The organism is Enterococcus sp. 10F3_DIV0382, from assembly GCF_002140245.1.
Taxonomy (GTDB): Bacteria; Bacillota; Bacilli; order Lactobacillales; family Enterococcaceae; genus Enterococcus_B; species Enterococcus_B lactis.
Window position 1 is genome coordinate 317,999 of the sequence record NZ_NGMF01000002.1, and the last position, 19,548, is coordinate 337,546.

Sequence of the window (19,548 nt, forward strand, 5' to 3'; positions counted from 1 at the left end):
TCGGCTCCCTATTCTTATTAAAGAATAGGGAGCTTTGTTTATTTTCTGAGACTTTTCCTGCACATAAATTAAAAAGGAGTTTTTGAACTTATGACAAAATATATTTTTGTGACCGGCGGTGTCGTTTCATCAATCGGAAAAGGGATTGTTGCAGCTTCTTTAGGACGCTTATTGAAAAACCGCGGCTTAAAAGTAACTATCCAAAAATTTGATCCATACATCAATGTGGATCCAGGGACGATGAGCCCATATCAGCACGGAGAAGTATTCGTAACAGATGATGGTGCTGAAACAGATTTGGATCTGGGCCACTACGAACGTTTTATTGACATCAATTTGAACAAATACTCCAACGTGACGACAGGAAAAATCTATTCTGAAGTTTTGCGTAAAGAACGTAAGGGCGAATACTTGGGAGCAACAGTTCAAGTTATTCCTCATATTACAAATGAGATCAAAGAAAAAATCATGCGAGCAGCTAAAATGACTGATTCAGATGTGATCATTACAGAAGTAGGAGGAACAGTAGGGGATATAGAATCTTTGCCATTCCTTGAAGCACTTCGTCAAATGAAAGCAGATGTCGGTACAGATAATGTTATGTATATCCATACAACATTGATCCCTTACTTGAAAGCTGCTGGAGAAATGAAAACTAAACCAACGCAGCACAGTGTAAAAGAGCTACGCGGTTTAGGTATCCAACCGAATATTTTGGTGGTACGTACAGAGCAACCTGTTTCTCAAAGCGTGAAAAACAAATTGGCACAATTTTGTGATGTCGAGCCAGAAGCAGTCATCGAGTCGCCAGATGTAGATACACTTTACTCCATCCCGTTAGTTTTACAAGCACAAGGAATGGATCAAATCGTTTGCGACCATTTGAAATTAGATACACCAGAAGCAGACATGACAGAATGGAAAGAATTAGAAGAACGTGTCTTGAACTTGAAGAAAAAAGTACGGATCGCACTTGTCGGTAAATACGTCGAGTTACCAGATGCATATATCTCAGTAGTTGAAGCATTGAAACATTCTGGATTCGCCTATAATTCAGATATCGAGATCGATTGGATCAAAGCACAAGAATTAACGAGAGAAAATGTAGAAGAACGTTTGAAAGATGCAGATGGAATCTTAGTTCCTGGCGGTTTCGGCGATCGCGGAGTAGAAGGGAAAATCGAAGCAATTCGTTATGCTCGCGAAAATGACGTTCCATTTTTAGGGATTTGTCTTGGTATGCAGATGGCTTGTGTCGAATTTGCACGTAACGTCGTTGGGTTGGAAGATGCGGCATCAGCTGAAACGAATCCAGATACAGCAAACAACATTATTGATTTAATGGCTGATCAGGAAAACATCGAGAATTTGGGTGGAACTTTACGCCTTGGATTATACCCATGTAAAATCAAAAAAGGAACGAAGACGGCTGAAGCATATGATGGAGCTGATGTTGTGCAAGAACGTCACCGTCACCGCTATGAGTTCAACAACAAATATCGTCAAATGTTTGAAGAACAAGGACTAGTCTTTTCAGGTGTCTCACCAGACAACCGTTTAGTAGAAATCGTAGAACTGCCAGAGAAGAAATTCTTTGTGGGATGCCAATTCCACCCAGAATTGATTTCTCGTCCAAATCGTCCGCAAAAATTAATCAAAGCATTTGTCGGAGCATCATTAGCAGATCATGAAACAAAATAATTTTTTAGCTTGATAGAAAGAGAAAAGTAGCAAGAGAAGGGGATAAGCAATTTTCTTGTTACTTTTCTCTTTTTCTGATTTGTTATTATTTGTAGGAAAAAAGATAGGAAGTAAAAGACTTTTTTTGAGTAAAGAGCGATTAAGCATTTTATTTTTTGCAAAAAACTTCTTGAAAATTTTCATTTTCATTGATTTTAGTAGAAAACTACCGAAATGTTTGGTAAAATAGGGTCGTTGGTTAAGAATTGTCTTAACAAATTTAGTTTTACAAAACTTAGGAGGAATTTTATTATGCCAGTAGTATCAGGAGCTGAATTTTTAAAAGCTGCTCGTAAAGGCGGTTACGCTGTCGGCGGGTTCAACACAAACAACTTGGAATGGACTCAAGCAATTCTTGAAGCGGCTGAAGCAAAACAAGCACCAGTACTTATCCAAACATCAATGGGTGCAGCTAAATACATGGGTGGTTACAAAATCTGTAAAGATTTGATCACTGATTTAGTTGAAGCAATGAACATCACTGTTCCAGTTGCTATCCACTTAGACCATGGTGACTACGAAGCTGCTTTGGAATGTATCGAACTAGGCTATACTTCAGTAATGTTCGATGGTTCACATCTACCATTCGAAGAAAACTTGAAATTAGCTAAAGACGTTGTTGAAAAAGCACACGCAAAAGGTATCTCAGTTGAATGTGAAGTTGGTTCAATCGGCGGAGAAGAAGACGGAATCATTGGTAACGGCGAATTAGCTGACATCGAAGAATGCAAACAAATGGTTGCTACAGGTATCGACTACTTAGCTTGCGGTATCGGTAACATCCACGGTCAATATCCAGAAAACTGGAAAGGATTAGCATTTGACCACTTACAAGCAATTGCTGATGCTGTAGGTCCAGACATGCCTTTAGTATTACATGGCGGATCAGGTATTCCTCAAGATCAAATCGAAAAAGCTATCTCAATGGGTATCTCAAAAGTAAATGTTAACACTGAATTCCAGTTATCATTTGCTGCAGCTACTCGTAAATATATCGAAGCTGGTAAAGATAAAGAAGGTAAAGGATTCGACCCTCGTAAATTATTAGCTCCAGGTAAAGCAGCAATCGTTGAAGATGCGAAAGCTCATATCGACTGGTTTGGTTCAGCTAACAAAGCGTAAGCATCCACATAACAGATACGATGTATAGGAATGGAGAACGACTTTTGAAGTCGTTCTCCATTCTTTTTTACTTAAAACGGCAGACCATGCTCGTTTCTTTTTTTTATCTATGATAAAATACAAGCATATCCATGAAAAAAGATTAATAAACAAGGTGGAAACAGATGAAAAAAATCGTAATCAAAGGAAACCGACCTTTAGCTGGCGAAGTAACGATCAGCGGTGCAAAAAATAGTGCAGTCGCATTGATTCCAGCTGCAATCTTAGCTGATTCCCCAGTGATCTTGGAAGGTGTGCCGGACATACAAGATGTTCATTCATTAATTGAAATTTTAGAGATTATGGGCGCAACGGTCCATTTTTCCAACAACATACTAGAAATTGACCCTCGAGAAATCGTATCGGTTCCGATGCCGCACGGAAAAATCAATAGTTTGCGTGCGTCTTATTATTTTATGGGAACACTGCTTGGTAAATTTGGGGAAGCGGTGGTAGGCCTGCCAGGAGGCTGTTATTTAGGTCCTAGACCGATTGATCTACACGTCAAAGGATTTGAAGCTCTAGGTGCTGAAGTGACAAATGAACATGGTGCCATGTATTTACGGACAGAAAATGAAGGGTTGCATGGCAATCGGATTTTTATGGACGTGGTTTCAGTCGGAGCTACAATCAATGTGATGTTAGCTGCTGTAAAAGCAAAGGGACAGACAGTAATTGAAAACGCTGCACGAGAACCGGAAATCATCGATGTGGCAACTTTACTGAATAATATGGGGGCAAAAGTTCGAGGAGCGGGTACAGATGTGATCCGTATCGAAGGAGTCGAAGCATTACATGGCTGTCGTCATTTCATGATTCCTGACCGTATCGAAGCAGGAACCTATCTGGCATTAGCAGCTGCAGCAGGAAAAGGTATCAAAGTGAAAAATGTGATTTTTGAACATTTGGAAAGTTTTATAGCAAAATTGCAGGAAATTGGCGTCCATATGAAAATCAGCGAAGATGAAATCGAAGTTTACCCCTCAAAAGAATTAAAAGCCGCAAATATCATGACCTATCCTTATCCAGGATTTGCCACAGATCTGCAGCAACCACTCACTGCGTTGCTATTGATGACCGCAGGCACTTCAGAAATCATCGATACGATCTATGCGAAACGGGTGAATCACGTGCCTGAATTAGCTCGAATGGGCGCTGATATTACCGTGGAAGGAAATATGATCATCGTGAATGGTCCAAATAAACTTCACGGAACAGAAGTCGTGGCTTCCGATCTTCGGGCAGGTGCTTGTTTAGTGATTGCCGGACTATTAGCAGAAGGAACAACGACGATTTATAACGTAGATTATATCTTACGCGGTTATGATCATATTATCGAGAAACTAACAGCCTTAGGGGCATCAATCGAAATGATAGAGGAAGTGGGAGCTGAATGAGCGATTATTTGACAATGGCAGAACTAGAGAACAAAACGTTAAAAGAAGTTTATAGTTATGCCAAAGAATTTAAAATTCCTTATTACAGTAAGATGAACAAAAAGGAATTATCTCTAGCTGTGATTCGTGCACAAGCTGAGAAACAAGGATTTTATTATATGGAAGGGATATTAGATATCGTTGGTCAAGATGGTTACGGTTTTTTACGGCCAATTAATTATGGACCAAGTGCAGAAGATATCTATATTTCTGCCTCACAAATCAGACGATTCAGTTTGAGAAATGGGGACAAAGTGGCAGGAAAAGCCCGTCCGCCTAAAGAATCGGAACGTTATTATGGTTTGATGCACGTGGAAAGCGTTAATGGAAAAGATCCGGAAGAAGCAAAAGAACGTCCGCATTTTCCAGCCTTAACACCTCTTTATCCGCAAAGACAGCTTCAACTGGAAACAACACCGCAAAGACTATCTACCCGAATGATCGATATCTTCTCTCCAATCGGTTTTGGTCAGCGTGGATTGATCGTCGCACCACCAAAAGCAGGGAAAACTTCTGTATTAAAAGAAATCGCAAATGGTATCACCGAAAACTATCCGGAAGTAGAATTGATCGTTCTGCTGATTGATGAACGTCCGGAAGAAGTAACGGATTTAGAACGAAGCGTGAAAGGCGACGTGGTATCTTCTACATTTGATCTGCAGCCGCAAAACCATACTCGAGTTTCTGAATTAGTATTGGAACGTGCAATGCGTTTAGTCGAAGATAAACGAGATGTCGTTATCTTGATGGATAGTATTACTAGACTTGCTCGGGCCTATAACTTAGTCGTTCCACCAAGCGGACGTACATTGAGTGGCGGGATTGACCCAGCCGCATTGTATAAACCTAAGAAATTTTTCGGGGCGGCAAGAAACATCGAAGAAGGTGGCAGTTTGACGATTTTAGCGACCGCTTTAGTCGATACAGGAAGCCGCATGGATGACGTGATCTATGAAGAATTCAAAGGAACTGGAAATCTAGAATTACAACTTTCACGCGAGTTATCCGAACGTCGGATCTTCCCAGCCATCGATATCAAAAAATCAGGTACCCGAAAAGAAGAATTATTGATGCCAAGTGAAGAACTAGAAGAAATTTGGAAACTTCGAAAAAATATGACTGGAGATTCATTAGAATATACGGAACAACTGATCCGCTTTTTGCGTAAAACAAAAAACAATCAGCAATTTTTCAAAGAATTTCAAGATGTCTCCTTTGGTAAAAAAAATCCGACCAGAAATCTGAAAAGATAATTGCAACCTTGACTGAAACATGTTAAGATGTTAATGTTGTAAATCGACAAATCAACTCTGGTTCAGCAAATGGAGCAGGGCAAAGGAGCGAAAAAATCATGAAAGAAAACATCCATCCAGATTACCACCCAGTAGTATTCATGGATTCAACAACTGGTTTCAAATTCTTGTCAGGTTCAACAAAAACTTCACAAGAAACAGTTGAATGGGAAGACGGTAATACATACCCAGTCATCCGTGTCGAAGTAACTTCTGACTCACATCCATTCTACACTGGACGTCAAAAATTCACACAAGCAGACGGACGTGTGGACCGTTTCAACAAAAAATACGGTCTCAAAGACGCAAACGCTGCGGAATAATAAAAACGCTGATAACTCAACGTTTAGCAGACTATCCGATAGGGATAGTCTGTTTTTTTCGTTTTTGACCATAATGAATAGATGGATATCGTTACTCAAAAATGGGTGGGATACAGTAAATTTTTTCGAATTTTATTAAATCAAATTTAAATTCATTGATTAAACTATCCATCTCTAATAATTCTAGTCCTTGTAAAATTTTCATTATTCGTTTTCGTCCTTTGATGCTATCTCCTTCTATATGACAGATTAATGCCTTATAAAATTGAATGGATATCTGAGTATCTTTTGCAAACAATAATCTATGATGAGTAGCTTCAAATTTTTGTAAGTATTGTTTAGAAAAGTGAATATTTTTGCGTTCTAACATTAAAAGAAAAGCATTATTATAAAGACTGGATAATATCGGATGGAATATTTCAAAATCGTTGTATTTTTCAATTTTGCGTTCGATTTCTGTAAGCCTTTGGGAAATATAGTTTGTATCAAAAAGAAATAGTAATGAGCTAAAACTGATCATTTCAAATCTTCCCCACTCATTTACTTTTTCTAAATAATTGGCAAAGTGATCCAGGTGTTCTTTATCATTTTTATTCAGCTTACGTTTTTCTATGGGCAGAGTATACCAATCAAAAGTTTTTATGACTAAATAGTTGCGAATATCAACAATGTCTCGTGTAGTATTTGCTTTTTTTCGAATGATTTCTAAAGTATACTTCCGTGATCCTCTATTCTCTCTAGTAGCTTTAATAAAATCTTTTATCTTTTTATTTTTCTTTCGTATGCTATCAAATTCTAGATATAAGACAAATTCATCCATGGTTATATTCAATTTATCAAGAAATTCCAATAAAATAACAAAAGGTATGCTATTTTTTCCAGTTTCATATCTAGATAATGTATTTCTTGTTGTTATATTGTGAGCTAATTTTTTTTGAGAGATACCTCTTTCTACACGCAATTTCTTAAGCAATTCCCCACTATCCATATCACCGCTCCGTTCTTTTATAATTGTTATGCGCAAATTAATCACAAAATGAAAATAATACGTATTTTTAATCATAATAACATAGTAGATAAAATAAAAACACGGGAGGTGTGTATTTAATATTGAAAATCGGGGATAGGTTGTTATTTGGGTGGTGGATAGATTGTCGATCGATTATTTATCCCAGTTCTAAATGTTTCTGCAAGCAAAGTAGTTAATTCTAAGACAACAAATGAAAAAATGATTTCAGATTTTACGGATGAAAAATTAGATATATTCACGAAGTTGTTTGATATTACGGAAACTACAAAGTTAGTAAGTAAAACAGAAACCAATGACATAAAGGTAAGATTTCAAAATGAACTACGCAATAGAAATATAATTATTCATGTACCAGAAAGCTCATTGGATTTAGCAAATACAAAAGTTCTACAAGTTACAGAAAATTCAAAGGATTTTTATACGATCACAGTGCCCATAGTAGGCGATGACTATAATTTATTTAGTAATTTGACGGTTACTTATAGTCAGAATGGAGAAAATGAAGGATATCAAGAAACTATTATTAGTCGAGGGTTGAACAATAAAATTCAAATTGAATCTTATGTAAACGGTAAATTGATGAAATCTGATTTACTTAATGAAGAGTTTTTATCTAACGAGCAAATTAAGAAGGACATGCAAAATGTACAAAAACAAGGAGCTTTGTTACCTCAGAGTAGAGGTGTTGCTGCTAAAATTGCTTGTATTGTTGTTGTTCTTGGTATTAGTAAATACGTTGCGACTATCATTGCAGGAGCTTGTGTTGGTTCGTGCCCAGCTATACCAGTTATTTGTGCTGCTTGTATTGGAGGTTTCGTAGCTTTAGGCACTGGGACGATGAGTTCTGTAGTGGCTTGTTTTAAACTTTGATTGGATTGATGAGATGTGAAAAAGTCGATTAAAACTAGCAGAATAATTATATCGTTTCTATGTCTCTTTGTAGTAGCATTCTCGTTGATTTTTTTTCAAACGGGCAGATTTGGTATGAATAATATTCTACCTGAGATAAAGACAGAAGTGTTAAAATCAAAGCTTGAAGGTTCTGATACTTTCTTATTATATGTAGGTAGACCGACTTGCATTCAATGCCAAGAAATTGAACCTACCCTTCGAAACATATTAAAAAGTGTAGGAGTAAAAGCCAGCTACTATAGAACTGATATAGCTCGAAACGAAGATGAAAAGAGCTTAGAGGAAGTAGCTAAAAAGCTTGATTTAACTGTAGTACCCTCATTATTAATGATTTCTAAAGGTGTTTTAGTTGATAGATTAGATGGTGTTTACACTGAAAAAGCTATTTCTGAATTTTTAGAAAATAATAAAACTATTTTTGAGGAGGATGCATAGTTGTTTATCCCTATATATAGCATGATACTTCTAGGCTTATTTTTAGTATTTTGTCTTTACGCTCTGAAAATACTTCAAAAAAATAATGATGATACGCGACGACAAATAGCACAATTAAGAAAAGATATTGAGTTGATCTTGGAAAAAATTAGGGAAAATAATTAAAATGGTGGATTTACGTTACTTAGAGAATTATTCTAAGCAAGTGCTTTTGTTAGCGGTTTCGTTTGCCTATGGATACTTTGTCAGTCCTAGCGAATTAAAATTAAGTAATTTCAATTTTCGTACATTGACAAATGAGTGCGAGAACAAATTTATTTTTAGCTTATCTACGGATAGTCAAACTATTGATAGGTTATCCAAAGCATATGGACAAAAGTATCTAAACTTGGATTTTCTTGAAAATCAAGGGAAAACTTCATGGTGTGCAGCATACGCTACTACAGCTATTATCCGTTATCAAACTAGGAAAAGTTTTCCTACTGCACGACAGATGATGACAACTTTGTATCCAAGTTCATCCAATTTAGCAGATGAATCTGCCTCAAATATCCAATGTATTAGCTAGGCTAATTCTTATGGATTTCATAGTATTTCAAATAGATGGGGGACAGCTACAGCAGAAGGAACGATGCTTGAAATTAATGCGAATCGGCCATATTGGGTATCTGCGCTAAAACAAACTAGAGGGAAGGATAGGCATGCGCTTGTTGTTAGAGGGTACGCTAACTTTGATTTTTATAAAACGATTTCCGTATGGAATCCATGGAGTAATTCAAGCTATGGATATGATCTACTGGACCCTTCCAGTCATTTGATTAGTACTCATGGGGTGGTATTCAAACAAGATTCAGGATTATTTTCTTGGCATTATCTATAAATAGCATTAGGGGTGTTAGGAGTGAAGTATAAAAAAATTTCTTCTCTTATTCTAGTAACAATATTATTATGTACGGCTTGTTCTTCTCCCGCTAGTCAACCGAAGAAAAAAGAACTAGAATTATCAAAGGAAGAATGGGAGCAGCTAACTTTTTTTTGTGGAGAATGGGTATATACGGGAGATGAATCAATGTGGACAATCAACATTGATAAACATTCAATAGACATTTCGTATGATAAACACCAGTTTAATGGTGCTTTCACAGGCATAAAAGTAAATGATGGGTTGACGATATATTGTGAAGATAATCAATGGGCCTACACATTGGATAAGAGAGATGATGAGCGTATATTCGTTATACGCAGTAAGCTAGATTCTGGAACGACTTCAAATGCGATGGGAATAGAGTTAATAAAAAAGTAAAGAAATTAGAATAATTATAAATGAGAGCAAATTTAAGAGTTTGCTATAAGACAAGTGATAAAAACACCTTATATTAACAAAATGAAGAGGGGTTATTTCGAAGTAAAAAACCATTTACCTAAAAATAGAAAACAAGCAGACCGGCTTGCCGTTTTAGTTACACAGCAAAAAATCGCACATAAATTCATGCATCAAGCCATTGCTTTTCATGAAATCGATTATCTGGTGACAAGTAACGAACTGGCAAAAGAACAGTATGAGAAAGTAAAGGAACACCATATCGAATGTCTGTATGGATGAATTATTGCGTGAATATTCTAAGGTGTTTTCCCATTTTTTCATTTTCTTAGATAGGACCTTATCTTTGCTCGCTTCTCTTAGCCGATGGTATAATATGGTATAATAACGAAAAGGTTATCTTGTTAGATAACCTTACTTTTTTATCCAGAAGAAAGGAGTGCAGAAAATGAAACATGTGAAGGCGTTGGTAGTGAAGGCAATCATGATCTGGGCAATTCTTTGGGTCGTGCTGACCGGTTTATACGGTGTTAGCTTTATGGATTCAACGATTGTTGGGGTAATTATCGTAGTGATGATCTATGTGCTAGGGGATCTGTTGATCTTACGTAAAGTAGGAAACATCGCAGCAACGATCGCAGATGCTGGTTCAGCTGCAGTTATCTTGTGGCTCTATCTATACTTTATGAATGATACAGTCGATATTTGGATGAAAGTCTTGATTCCTGCTCTATTGATTGGTGTGGCAGAATGGTTCTTCCACAAGTGGTTGTTAAGTCAAGGAATCGTACCAGATGAACGGAAAATGGAATAAATCAACAGTTAAACTATTCTTATCGATAAATGAAAGCTTTAAAAATAAATAGATGTTTAATTAAGAATAATCATAAACTATTTTTACTCAAAAAACCGCTCAGATCATTTTCAGATCTGAACGGTTTTTTTATCTATTCATCAAGATCAAATTTCATTTTTCAATGATTCAATCAATTCGCCCTCTGCTTCATGACTATGTTTTCGGCCATTAACAAGATAGAGTGCTGTACATACCAATGGAATGACTCCGGCAATCACATACAATCCTCTAAATGAAGTAAGAGATTTTAGCATCCCCATCAAATAAGGACCAACGCCTAAGCCTAGGTCTAAACCAATAAAGTAGGTAGACAAAGCAATACTGATGCGGTGTTCTTTTACGATCTTCAAACAGACAGCTTGTCCATTTGACATGAACGTACCATAACCTAAACCGACTAATGCTCCAGAAATAAGCAATGTCACACTATTCGTCGTTACACTCAGTAAAAATAATCCTGCTGTTAAGAATAAATAGCTAGGATACATCACGTATTGTTCTCCTTTGACATCGAAAATCCTTCCAGTCAATGGACGTGTAAATGTGATGACCAAAGCATATACGACGAAGAAAAATGACCCAGCAGCAACTAAGTGGATTACTTTTGTATAAGAAGATAAAAATGATAAAACACTTGAATAAGAAAGACCCATCAAAAAGGCGATTCCTGTAATGAAAAGTGCTTTCTTTTCAATAAAACTATTGATATTCCATGAACGAAGAGATGTTTTTTGTTCTTCAGATAATGGAATATTTTTTACAGGAAAGACAAGGCAGGCAATTGTAACAAAGAAGACCAGTACAATTGAAAACCAAATAATGAAACGAAAGTCAGTCATATTCAGCAAAATCATTCCTAAAAATGGTCCAACAGCGGCAGCTAAACTAGTACTTAATCCGTAATAATTGATGCCTTCCCCTTTTTTAGATGCAGGGATATATGCAGTAACAATAGCATTTGTAGCTGTAGAAACTGTACCGTAACCAAATCCATTCAAGAATCGAACTAAATACAATGCCCCGATAGTTGGTGTATAAAGATAAGCTAATGTTGTCAGAAGATAGAAAATCGCGCCGCCTCTTAAGGTAAACTTCCGACCAAATAGTTCTAACTGTTTCCCCATGAATAAGCGTGCCAGCAATGTTCCGATGATATATATTCCAGAAGCAAAACCTGCTTGGCTCAAGCTGGCGTGTAATGTGTCTTGCGCAATGACTGCCATGATGACCATCAACAGATAATAAATCAGGTAGACAATAAAATTGATCAATGTGATTCCGATAAAATATTTATTAAATAATTTCTTTTCCATGTATGTTATACATTCCCCTTAAGCTGAATATGCTTTTAATTTTTGTATTTGAACTTCTACATCGTGATAATTGGATGGATAGCGATCAACAAGTTGGCGAATAAATAAATCCCGTGTAGACATAAACAGGTTTAAAAATTCTTCGCATTCGTTTGTTGGATTCTCATCCACTGCTTTGATCAATTCGATCGAGTTTTGATACGCATCATTTAAAAAGACTAAAGAAGCTTTCATGTCAAATCTTGTTTGATATGCTGTTTCTAATCGATTAATGATTGTGTTCATCCAGTAATTCATGTTTTTTCCCTCTATTCTTAAAAAATTTTACTTCTGCAGTATAACGAATAAAAAAAAGGAAAAAAATCGCATAAGTGATGGAAAAAGGTACTTAACAAATGTTAATATCATTAGTAAAATACCTTTGGACTTTAAAAAGTTTTAAAGTACTGTATGATCTTTTTAGATGAAAGTTTGGATGGGGGAGCATCATTGGATAGTAGAGTCTTAAAGGAATATTTGGATAAAAATGATTTTCCGATTATACGCAAAGGATATCATAAATATTTGACATTCGAAGGGATGGAAGATTCCCATACGTATATCTTGAAAGAGGGAACGGTAAAAGCAAGTGTTATTTCAAATGATGGGAGAGAATTTAACCTTCGCTATATCAAAGATCTTGAAATCGTCTCTCTTTTAAAAGACGAATATTCACAATTCATCGATTCGCCGTATAATATTCGAGTTGAATCAGAATATGCAGAGTTTTATCGAATCAATCGTGTGAGATTTTGGCAAAATATCAACCAAGATCCAAAGCTACAACACTATGTAAAAGAGTATTACCGCTATCGCTTGCTTTATTCGATGAAAAAAATGCAACAAATGCTGTTAAATGGAAAACTGGGAGCTGTTTGTACGCAACTTTACGAATTATATGATTTATTCGGTGTGCGAACAGAAGAGGGGATGCTGATCGATTTTTCGATCACAAATGAAGAAATCGCCAAATTTTGTGGTATTTCAACTGCTAGCAGTGTGAACAGAATTTTAAAGCAGTTGAAAAAAGATGGTATTATCACAGTGAAAGATCATCATATCGTTATTTTGAATATGGACTTGTTAGAAGACAATATTATCTTTTGATGAACAAAGAGGTTGTGACAGAAGTGGGCAGCTTCAAGAAACAAGAAGGAATTTCCGAAAATTGTTACTCAAATTTTTTGACAAATTTCGGCTTATTTTCGAAGAAGCTACTTCTGGAACACCGTGAATAAGAGGTTGTGAAATCAGCGTTTTGAGCTAATACCGAGGGTCAGCTGATTGAACACCGTTTACCAAGAGGTTGTAAAAAAGCTGTTCTGCATCAAGTAATAAGAACAGCCAAGTAAAAACAGCTCCTAATGTTTTTAACTTGGCTGGACTTATTACCGCAGATGTAAGCTTTTGAACACCGTTTATTCGCAACAAAAGGGCTGTGACACGATTTTTGTCACAGCCTCTTTTTGCGAACTTTCATTTAGCTATTTTTAGAAACTTCTTCCGCCACCGCCAAAAGTCCCGCCACCGCTAGAGTGGGTAGTACTTCCGCCACCGCCGCTTCCAGGAGGTGGGCTTTTGGGGATTCTTCTTGTCGTGACAAAAGAATTTGTCAGACGATCGGTTTTTTCAGTTAATTTGATACTGGATTTTTCTCGGAACGGATATTTGTAGATGCCTGATTTCAATTGATAACGCGAAACAGTCACAAAATAAAAGACAAGACTAAGGATAAGAGCCAAAACAACAGCAATGATGATTTCCACTGTCGTCAAAACTTTATAGCGTGTGATTTTGCCAGTTTCTTCATCTACACGATAATGACCTCCTGGAACTCCGTCTTCCACATATGTGGCTGATTTAGACAAGTACGCTTTTGCAGCATCGTAGTAGGCAGCATTCGTCATCTGATCATAAACATCATCTAAGATCGAATCGATTCTACTGTCAGTCAAATAATCGATCATATTACCAGAAGTCGAAATGTAGATTTCACGCTGCCCCATATCCAATAGCAAAACTGAGCCATTTTGATCATTTCCGACTGCCTTTCTTAAGTAATTATCGGCAAAGTCTCTTGGTTCTTCTGAATTAGAAGTAGTTGTGACGATTAAGACACGTCCCTTGATTTTTTCATTCAGTTTTTCTGCCTGTTGTTCCAAAGAGTGGATTTGATCTGTAGTGAACAACCCAGCCTCGTCATTTACCGTTGCTGTATCCGCATGAGTAGCCACCGGCCAACTAACACTTACTAGCAAAAGAAAGAACAAAAAGAATTTTTTCATCATATCAAGTAACCTCCGATCAGAAAGAGGATCGCTAGTCCAGCGAAAATCCCAAGAGCAGTCAGTCCTAATTTTTTCTGGCTAATCGGCAGGACACCGCTGACTTTTCCTGTTTGTCCATTCATTGCATAGTAGTAGACTTTTTTACTTGAGTCATTGCTTCGATAAGTAACGAGCCATACCGGCAACAATACGTAATTATTTACTTCATTTGTGATTGAAGCAGAGGTTCGGACACCTGTCAATGTTGTATACCCATTGGCAGTATCTTTTAACAGCTTCTCTGAATAGTCTTTTAATTCAGACTGAATTTGCGATTTGATTGCCTCGTATTCGATATCTCTTTTTTCTGCTTGGAACCCGGCTAAATACTGGCTTTTAAAATCAATTGCTTTATCTAACGGGAAAGGTTGCACGCCTTCGACCATCTTTTGTTGCGTATTTTTTGATAAGGCATTTTTTACTAGTTCTTTAAAAGAAAGCTTGCCTGCTCTTGAAACAGCAAATTGCTTCGTTTCTGTGTATTCGATGTCACCTATTCGCCAAATGCGGATAACGGTGCCGTTTGCCTGCATTGTGCCATCTACTTCAGCATCTGTAGCCCAATAAGGGAAATATACACCCGTCAACTTATCGATTTGATCCTTATTGAAAAAAGCTTTTGGAACAAACCATTTTTTCTTGGTCCAAGCGAGAAATCTATTGATTGCTTCTTCTTTCTCGACAGCAAAAGGAAGTACTTTATTTGGCAAGAATTCTCCGCTTAAACGTCCCGATAGTACAACGGGATTATGGCAGTAGTAACAATAAGTCGCAGCAGTGGTCGCATCGGTCACAATCTCTGCACCACAGTTGGGACAAAGGAAAAGATCCATCGATACAGTATTACCTGCAGCTTCGTCCGCTGTATCTGAAAAACCGCCTGCCTCGTCAAACGCTTTGCGCTCGGCTTCACTCATGTTGGTAAGCTGTTCTTGGGCTGTAAAAGTAAAATCTTCTGTAGACGAAGGTTCTTCTTTGCTCTCTTCGCCAGCCATACGCGCTTCTTTTTGCTTCTGCTCATATTGGCTGACTTCTTCTTCGGTATAAATATTCAGGCAGTATTCGCAATGAAATTTTTGGTCTTTAGGATCAAAAGTCAACGGACCGCCGCAATTAGGACATTTATGTGTAAGAACATCCATCAGCTGCACACCTTTCTCAATAAATTAATCAACGGGGATTCCTTTAAACGGTTTGCCGCAGTTTGGACAGAATTTAGGGATGCCGTTGGAAAGATCCACAATCTCGTTGCATTCGCTGCAACGCATCTGTAGCTTAGGCTGAGCGTTTTCTACTGGTTTGGCAGCGCCACAGTTGGAACAGAATTTTCCGGAATTTTCTGTCCCACAGACTGGACACGTCCAAGTATCTACATTCCCTTGTGCGGCTTGTTGATTTTGTTTTTCAGCTTGTTGCTTGATTTGTTCTTGGTTGTTTTGAGCCGCTTGGGAAAGGTAAGAGCCATTTGCATTCATTCCCATACCTACGCCCATAAAGCCAGTCATTGCTCCTGCTTCATTTTTTCCAGCTGCTTCCATTCCACGGGCAATGGAACCTTGCACGTATCCTTCACGTACGCTAGGATCACCTAGCATCGCCCCTTCGTTACGCATATTGATTAGTTTCACAGAATCATCTGTGTAAGAAATGCTGGCCACAGCGACAGAGACGATCTCCATCCCTCGCAACTCGCGCCAAGAATCATCCAATGCAGTATCCATGTATTTGCTTAACTCCAAACTCTTAGATGGGACATAAGAAATCCGTTGTCCATCCGCAGACATCTGATTGATTGCTGATTGCAATGCTGTTAGGAATTCAGCTAAGTATTGCTCATTGATATCATTGATTTCTACTTGTGTTTTGTTTTTAGGAATTGCGTTTGTATAAAATAAAATCGGGTCAACGACATGAATAGAATAAGTGCCATGTGCCCGTAAGAATAATTCTGCGTTATAGAAATTATCAAAGTAGTTCAATGGCGCACTCGTACCGAATTTGATTCCCTTTATTTCTTGGAGATTGATATAAAAAACTTGTTGTTTCTGCGGTGTAACGCCACCAAATTTAAATCGGTCAAATGTTTCAGCAATTGCTTCTTTCAGTGTTCCGTTGAACATGGAAGGAGCTGCGTCATTTTTAATGGTGTAATAACCTTCCTCAGCGGTATAATCGATGATTTTTCCACCATCGACCAAAAGCATCATCATGTTTGGATAGACATGGACGACTGTTCCGTCTGTCAAAACATCTTCTGTTCCTTTACGATTGGAGCCACGTTTGTCATCTTTACGAACTTTGACACCTTTCGTCATAACCGTTGTATCACTCATATTGTCTGGTTCGATGACTTCTAGCCATTGATCTGCCAGACCGCCGCCGACCATACTTGTTGCTGCTTTGATAAGACCCATAAAAAATTCCTCCTCTGATTCAGCTAATGCCAAACAATTATTGTTTATTTATTATACCATAGGAAGAAGTGAAACTTCTCGGACTAGAGACGGAATTGAAATGGAAACTTGCGTATTGATTAAATACCTGAAAAAGCCGAGAAGGATAGTAGTTTTTTTACCCAATATCACGTATAATAAGAGATAGTGAATTTTTTAAAAAAGGGGGATCCTTATGGCATATCAAGCACTTTATCGAGTCTGGCGTTCGCAGCGTTTCGAAGACATCGTTGGACAAAAAGCTGTGACACAGACACTAAAAAATGCTATTGTTTCCCACAAGACCTCACATGCCTATTTGTTTACAGGACCCAGAGGAACCGGAAAGACAAGTGCAGCAAAGATTTTCGCAAAAGCAATCAACTGTCCGAACAGTAAAGACGGTGAACCATGCAACGAATGCGAAATGTGTCGATCAATCACTGCTGGTACGCAAGAAGATGTGATCGAAATCGATGCTGCCAGCAATAACGGAGTCGAAGAAATCCGATTTATCCGTGATCGGGCAAACTATGCGCCTACAAAGGCAGCGTACAAAGTGTACATTATTGATGAGGTACATATGCTTTCAACAGGAGCTTTCAATGCCTTGTTGAAAACATTGGAAGAGCCAAAAGAAAGTGTCATATTCATCTTAGCAACGACCGAACCTCACAAAATACCAGCTACGATCATTTCACGAACCCAACGATTTGATTTTAAACGGATCAATACGGCAGATATTGTCGAACATCTTGAATTTATCTTAAAAGAATCGACTATCAACTATGAACCAGCTGCATTGAATGTGATTGCCCGTTCCGCAGAAGGCGGGATGCGGGATGCATTGAGTATTCTTGATCAGGCAATCTCATTTAGTGAAGGAACGATTACTTTAGATGATGCCATGCAAGTAACAGGCAGCTTGACAGACGAAATGATGGACAGCTACTTGAGTGCTTGCGTGAAAAAAGAAGTACCAGAAGCATTGGAAGCGTTGAATCAAATTCTCGCAGCCGGCAAAGAATCACGTCGCTTTCTAGAGGATATGTTACAATACTGCCGTGATCTGCTGATGTATCAGCAAGCGCCCAATCTAGTTGAAGAACAATCAAGTACGATCAGAAGTACATTTACGGAATTGGCACAAACTGTTTCAGCGGATCAGCTATTTTCAATGATAAAGATTTTGAGCGATACACAAAATGAAATCCGATTTACTAATAGTGCCGCTATTTATTTGGAAGTCGCTACAGTCAAACTCGCACAGCTACCCTCTGCTTCTGTTCCTTCAGCAAAAATGGCATTAGCAGATGATCAGATAGTAAAACAGCTGCAACAAGAGATCAAGGAACTGAGAAACGAAATCAAAGAACTTCGCAGTAACACAGGAACTGCGAATACAAAAGTACAGCCAGTACAGCAGACGAATCACAAAAAACAAACAAGTACGTATCGGGTACCGACGGAACGGGTATATAAAGTTCTGCGGGAAGCGACAAGACAGCATCTGAACCAAGTAAAAGAAGTATGGGAAGATTTGCTGATGAGCCTCTCTGTCACTCAGCGGGCAATGCTTAAAGCAAGTGAACCAGTTGCAGCTGGCCCTACAGGATTAGTGATTGCATTTGATTATGAGATTGTTTGTCAAAGAGCAGCAAACGACGAAGAACTGCAGCTTTCGGTACACAATAATTTAAGCCGAATGATCAAAGACTATGCGCCTGATCCGGTTTATATCACAAGAGAAAGTTGGCCGGAACTTCGAAAAAATTATTTGACGCAAGCACAAGAAGAGGGAGCAGAAAATTCTTTTGCTTCTGAAGAGTCAGAAGGAGAAATCGAATTACTCCCTCAAGAACAGGAAGTACCAGAAGAAACACTTGTAGTAAAAGCAGAGGAATTTTTTGGTTCCGAGGCTGTTACAGTAGTAGATGATTAAGAAAAAAGGAGTAGATAATTATGATGCGTGGAATGGGCAATATGCAAGGCATGATGAAACAAGTACAAAAAATGCAAAAAGAAATGGCGGAAGCACAAGAGCTGCTAAATAAAACAGAATTTACAGGTAAAGCCACTAATGAATTGGTCAAAGCCGTATTTACAGGTGATCGCCGTATGAAGGACATCCAAATCAATGAAGAAGTCGTTGATCCTGATGATATTGAGATGCTTCAAGATCTTGTCGTAATGGCAGTCAATGACGCAATCGCACAAATTGATGTGGAAACTGAGAAAAAATTAGGGAAATACGCAAAAGGTTTACCAGGATTTTAGTTTTAAACTGAAGGAGTAATGAATATGCAATATCCAGAACCAATTGCGAAACTGATCGACAGCTATATGAAACTTCCAGGAATCGGTCAGAAAACAGCGACAAGACTCGCGTTTTATACAATCGATATGAAAGATGAAGTAGTGAATGAATTTGCTAAATCTTTGTTAAGTGTAAAACGAGATTTACACTTTTGCAGTATCTGCGGAAATATCACAGAAGAAGATCCTTGCGAAATATGTAGAAATCCTTCACGTGATCGCAGCATTATCCTAGTGGTCGAAGAGCCGAAAGATGTAATGGCGATGGAAAAAATGCGAGAATATCACGGACTTTATCATGTACTCCATGGTGTGTTATCACCGATGGAAGGGACAGGTCCAGAAGATATCAATATTTCTTCGCTGCTGCAGCGGCTGCATGATGCAGATGTAAAAGAAGTGATCATCGCAACAAATGCGACAACAGAAGGAGAAGCAACAGCAATGTATCTCTCACGTCTAATTAAACCAGCCGGTATCAAAGTAACACGTTTAGCACATGGGTTGTCTGTAGGCTCTGATATCGAGTACGCAGATGAAGTCACGTTATTGAAAGCTGTCGAAGGAAGACGCGAGTTATAAATTTCTAATTAAAAGTTTTTTCAGATACAATAT

The 19,548-nt window shown here is 37.9% G+C and carries 23 protein-coding genes; 16 read left to right on the top strand and 7 right to left on the bottom strand.

The window, feature by feature from the left end; all coding sequences use genetic code 11:
* Nucleotides 1-90: 90 nt before the first annotated feature.
* Nucleotides 91-1,701, top strand: a complete 1,611-nt coding sequence (locus A5849_RS12120; RefSeq protein WP_002310226.1) for a CTP synthase — start codon at nucleotides 91-93, stop codon at nucleotides 1,699-1,701.
* On the opposite strand, the gene A5849_RS15360 is transcribed toward A5849_RS12120, so the two are convergent.
* Nucleotides 1,678-1,890 (bottom strand): hypothetical protein, encoded by a 213-nt coding sequence (locus A5849_RS15360; protein WP_002347882.1) that lies wholly within the window; start codon nucleotides 1,888-1,890, stop codon nucleotides 1,678-1,680. The two genes, A5849_RS12120 and A5849_RS15360, sit on opposite strands and share 24 nt — an antisense overlap.
* A gap of 102 nt (nucleotides 1,891-1,992) precedes the next feature.
* On the opposite strand from A5849_RS15360, the gene A5849_RS12130 reads away from it, so the two are divergent.
* The 4 genes from A5849_RS12130 to A5849_RS12145 all read left to right on the top strand — a co-directional run bounded on the left by A5849_RS12130 (nucleotide 1,993) and on the right by A5849_RS12145 (nucleotide 5,952).
* On the top strand, nucleotides 1,993-2,862 hold the full coding sequence (locus A5849_RS12130; RefSeq protein ID WP_002290335.1) for a class II fructose-bisphosphate aldolase: 870 nt from the start codon (nucleotides 1,993-1,995) through the stop codon (nucleotides 2,860-2,862).
* A 164-nt stretch (nucleotides 2,863-3,026) separates the two neighbouring features.
* Nucleotides 3,027-4,298, top strand: coding sequence for a UDP-N-acetylglucosamine 1-carboxyvinyltransferase (locus tag A5849_RS12135; RefSeq protein ID WP_002290334.1), 1,272 nt, complete (start codon nucleotides 3,027-3,029; stop codon nucleotides 4,296-4,298).
* The gene (gene rho, locus A5849_RS12140; protein WP_002290332.1) at nucleotides 4,295-5,590 is read left to right on the top strand and encodes a transcription termination factor Rho; all 1,296 of its coding nucleotides are present in this window, start codon (nucleotides 4,295-4,297) and stop codon (nucleotides 5,588-5,590) included. The genes A5849_RS12135 and rho overlap by 4 nt, the downstream gene beginning before the upstream one ends.
* Nucleotides 5,591-5,688: 98 nt before the next feature.
* A complete protein-coding gene (locus tag A5849_RS12145) occupies nucleotides 5,689-5,952 on the top strand; it encodes a type B 50S ribosomal protein L31 (protein ID WP_002290330.1) in 264 nt (87 codons plus the stop codon).
* A gap of 91 nt (nucleotides 5,953-6,043) precedes the next feature.
* Here the strand turns inward: A5849_RS12145 and A5849_RS12155 are convergent, their stop codons facing one another.
* Nucleotides 6,044-6,940, bottom strand: coding sequence for a helix-turn-helix domain-containing protein (locus tag A5849_RS12155; protein ID WP_002290328.1), 897 nt, complete (start codon nucleotides 6,938-6,940; stop codon nucleotides 6,044-6,046).
* A 240-nt stretch (nucleotides 6,941-7,180) separates the two neighbouring features.
* Here A5849_RS12155 and A5849_RS12160 point away from each other — a divergent pair, with 240 nt between their 5' ends.
* The 7 genes from A5849_RS12160 (at nucleotide 7,181) to A5849_RS12185 (ending at nucleotide 10,464) form a co-directional block, all read left to right on the top strand.
* Nucleotides 7,181-7,852 (top strand): hypothetical protein, encoded by a 672-nt coding sequence (locus A5849_RS12160; RefSeq protein ID WP_002335410.1) that lies wholly within the window; start codon nucleotides 7,181-7,183, stop codon nucleotides 7,850-7,852.
* A 114-nt stretch (nucleotides 7,853-7,966) separates the two neighbouring features.
* Complete coding sequence (locus tag A5849_RS12165) at nucleotides 7,967-8,329, top strand: thioredoxin family protein (protein WP_002310231.1); 363 nt, start codon at nucleotides 7,967-7,969, stop codon at nucleotides 8,327-8,329.
* Nucleotides 8,330-8,495: 166 nt separating this feature from the next.
* Nucleotides 8,496-8,897: a hypothetical protein gene (locus tag A5849_RS15240; protein WP_241695380.1), complete on the top strand. Its 402-nt coding sequence runs from the start codon at nucleotides 8,496-8,498 to the stop codon at nucleotides 8,895-8,897.
* 63 nt (nucleotides 8,898-8,960) lie between these two features.
* Nucleotides 8,961-9,209 (top strand): hypothetical protein, encoded by a 249-nt coding sequence (locus A5849_RS15245; RefSeq protein WP_002347887.1) that lies wholly within the window; start codon nucleotides 8,961-8,963, stop codon nucleotides 9,207-9,209.
* Nucleotides 9,210-9,230: 21 nt separating this feature from the next.
* Nucleotides 9,231-9,632 (top strand): hypothetical protein, encoded by a 402-nt coding sequence (locus tag A5849_RS15250; protein WP_002320697.1) that lies wholly within the window; start codon nucleotides 9,231-9,233, stop codon nucleotides 9,630-9,632.
* A gap of 54 nt (nucleotides 9,633-9,686) precedes the next feature.
* Nucleotides 9,687-9,932, top strand: coding sequence for a hypothetical protein (locus A5849_RS12180; RefSeq protein WP_002310235.1), 246 nt, complete (start codon nucleotides 9,687-9,689; stop codon nucleotides 9,930-9,932).
* Between the two features lie 166 nt (nucleotides 9,933-10,098).
* Nucleotides 10,099-10,464, top strand: coding sequence for a DUF2512 family protein (locus tag A5849_RS12185; RefSeq protein ID WP_002289228.1), 366 nt, complete (start codon nucleotides 10,099-10,101; stop codon nucleotides 10,462-10,464).
* Between the two features lie 146 nt (nucleotides 10,465-10,610).
* On the opposite strand, the gene A5849_RS12190 is transcribed toward A5849_RS12185, so the two are convergent.
* Together A5849_RS12190 and A5849_RS12195 are read right to left on the bottom strand one after the other, a co-directional pair.
* The gene (locus A5849_RS12190; protein WP_002290321.1) at nucleotides 10,611-11,819 is read right to left on the bottom strand and encodes an MFS transporter; all 1,209 of its coding nucleotides are present in this window, start codon (nucleotides 11,817-11,819) and stop codon (nucleotides 10,611-10,613) included.
* A gap of 18 nt (nucleotides 11,820-11,837) precedes the next feature.
* Nucleotides 11,838-12,116: a hypothetical protein gene (locus A5849_RS12195; RefSeq protein ID WP_002289230.1), complete on the bottom strand. Its 279-nt coding sequence runs from the start codon at nucleotides 12,114-12,116 to the stop codon at nucleotides 11,838-11,840.
* Nucleotides 12,117-12,308: 192 nt separating this feature from the next.
* Between A5849_RS12195 and A5849_RS12200 the strand changes: the two genes are divergently transcribed.
* A complete protein-coding gene (locus A5849_RS12200; RefSeq protein WP_002289231.1) occupies nucleotides 12,309-12,965 on the top strand; it encodes a Crp/Fnr family transcriptional regulator in 657 nt (218 codons plus the stop codon).
* A gap of 383 nt (nucleotides 12,966-13,348) precedes the next feature.
* On the opposite strand, the gene A5849_RS12205 is transcribed toward A5849_RS12200, so the two are convergent.
* The 3 genes from A5849_RS12205 to A5849_RS12215 are packed head-to-tail and all read right to left on the bottom strand — an operon-like array spanning nucleotide 13,349 to nucleotide 16,599.
* The gene (locus A5849_RS12205) at nucleotides 13,349-14,146 is read right to left on the bottom strand and encodes a TPM domain-containing protein (protein ID WP_002292333.1); all 798 of its coding nucleotides are present in this window, start codon (nucleotides 14,144-14,146) and stop codon (nucleotides 13,349-13,351) included.
* Entirely contained in the window at nucleotides 14,143-15,327 is a 1,185-nt protein-coding gene (locus A5849_RS12210; protein WP_002292334.1) for a hypothetical protein, read from the bottom strand. The genes A5849_RS12205 and A5849_RS12210 overlap by 4 nt, the downstream gene beginning before the upstream one ends.
* A gap of 24 nt (nucleotides 15,328-15,351) precedes the next feature.
* Complete coding sequence (locus A5849_RS12215) at nucleotides 15,352-16,599, bottom strand: SPFH domain-containing protein (protein WP_002292335.1); 1,248 nt, start codon at nucleotides 16,597-16,599, stop codon at nucleotides 15,352-15,354.
* 214 nt (nucleotides 16,600-16,813) lie between these two features.
* Between A5849_RS12215 and dnaX the strand changes: the two genes are divergently transcribed.
* The 3 genes from dnaX to recR are packed head-to-tail and all read left to right on the top strand — an operon-like array spanning nucleotide 16,814 to nucleotide 19,515.
* Nucleotides 16,814-18,559 (top strand): DNA polymerase III subunit gamma/tau, encoded by a 1,746-nt coding sequence (gene dnaX / locus A5849_RS12220; protein WP_086310132.1) that lies wholly within the window; start codon nucleotides 16,814-16,816, stop codon nucleotides 18,557-18,559.
* Nucleotides 18,560-18,579: 20 nt separating this feature from the next.
* Entirely contained in the window at nucleotides 18,580-18,894 is a 315-nt protein-coding gene (locus A5849_RS12225) for a YbaB/EbfC family nucleoid-associated protein (RefSeq protein WP_002292337.1), read from the top strand.
* 24 nt (nucleotides 18,895-18,918) lie between these two features.
* Entirely contained in the window at nucleotides 18,919-19,515 is a 597-nt protein-coding gene (gene recR, locus A5849_RS12230) for a recombination mediator RecR (RefSeq protein WP_002292338.1), read from the top strand.
* The last annotated feature ends 33 nt before the right edge of the window (nucleotides 19,516-19,548 follow it).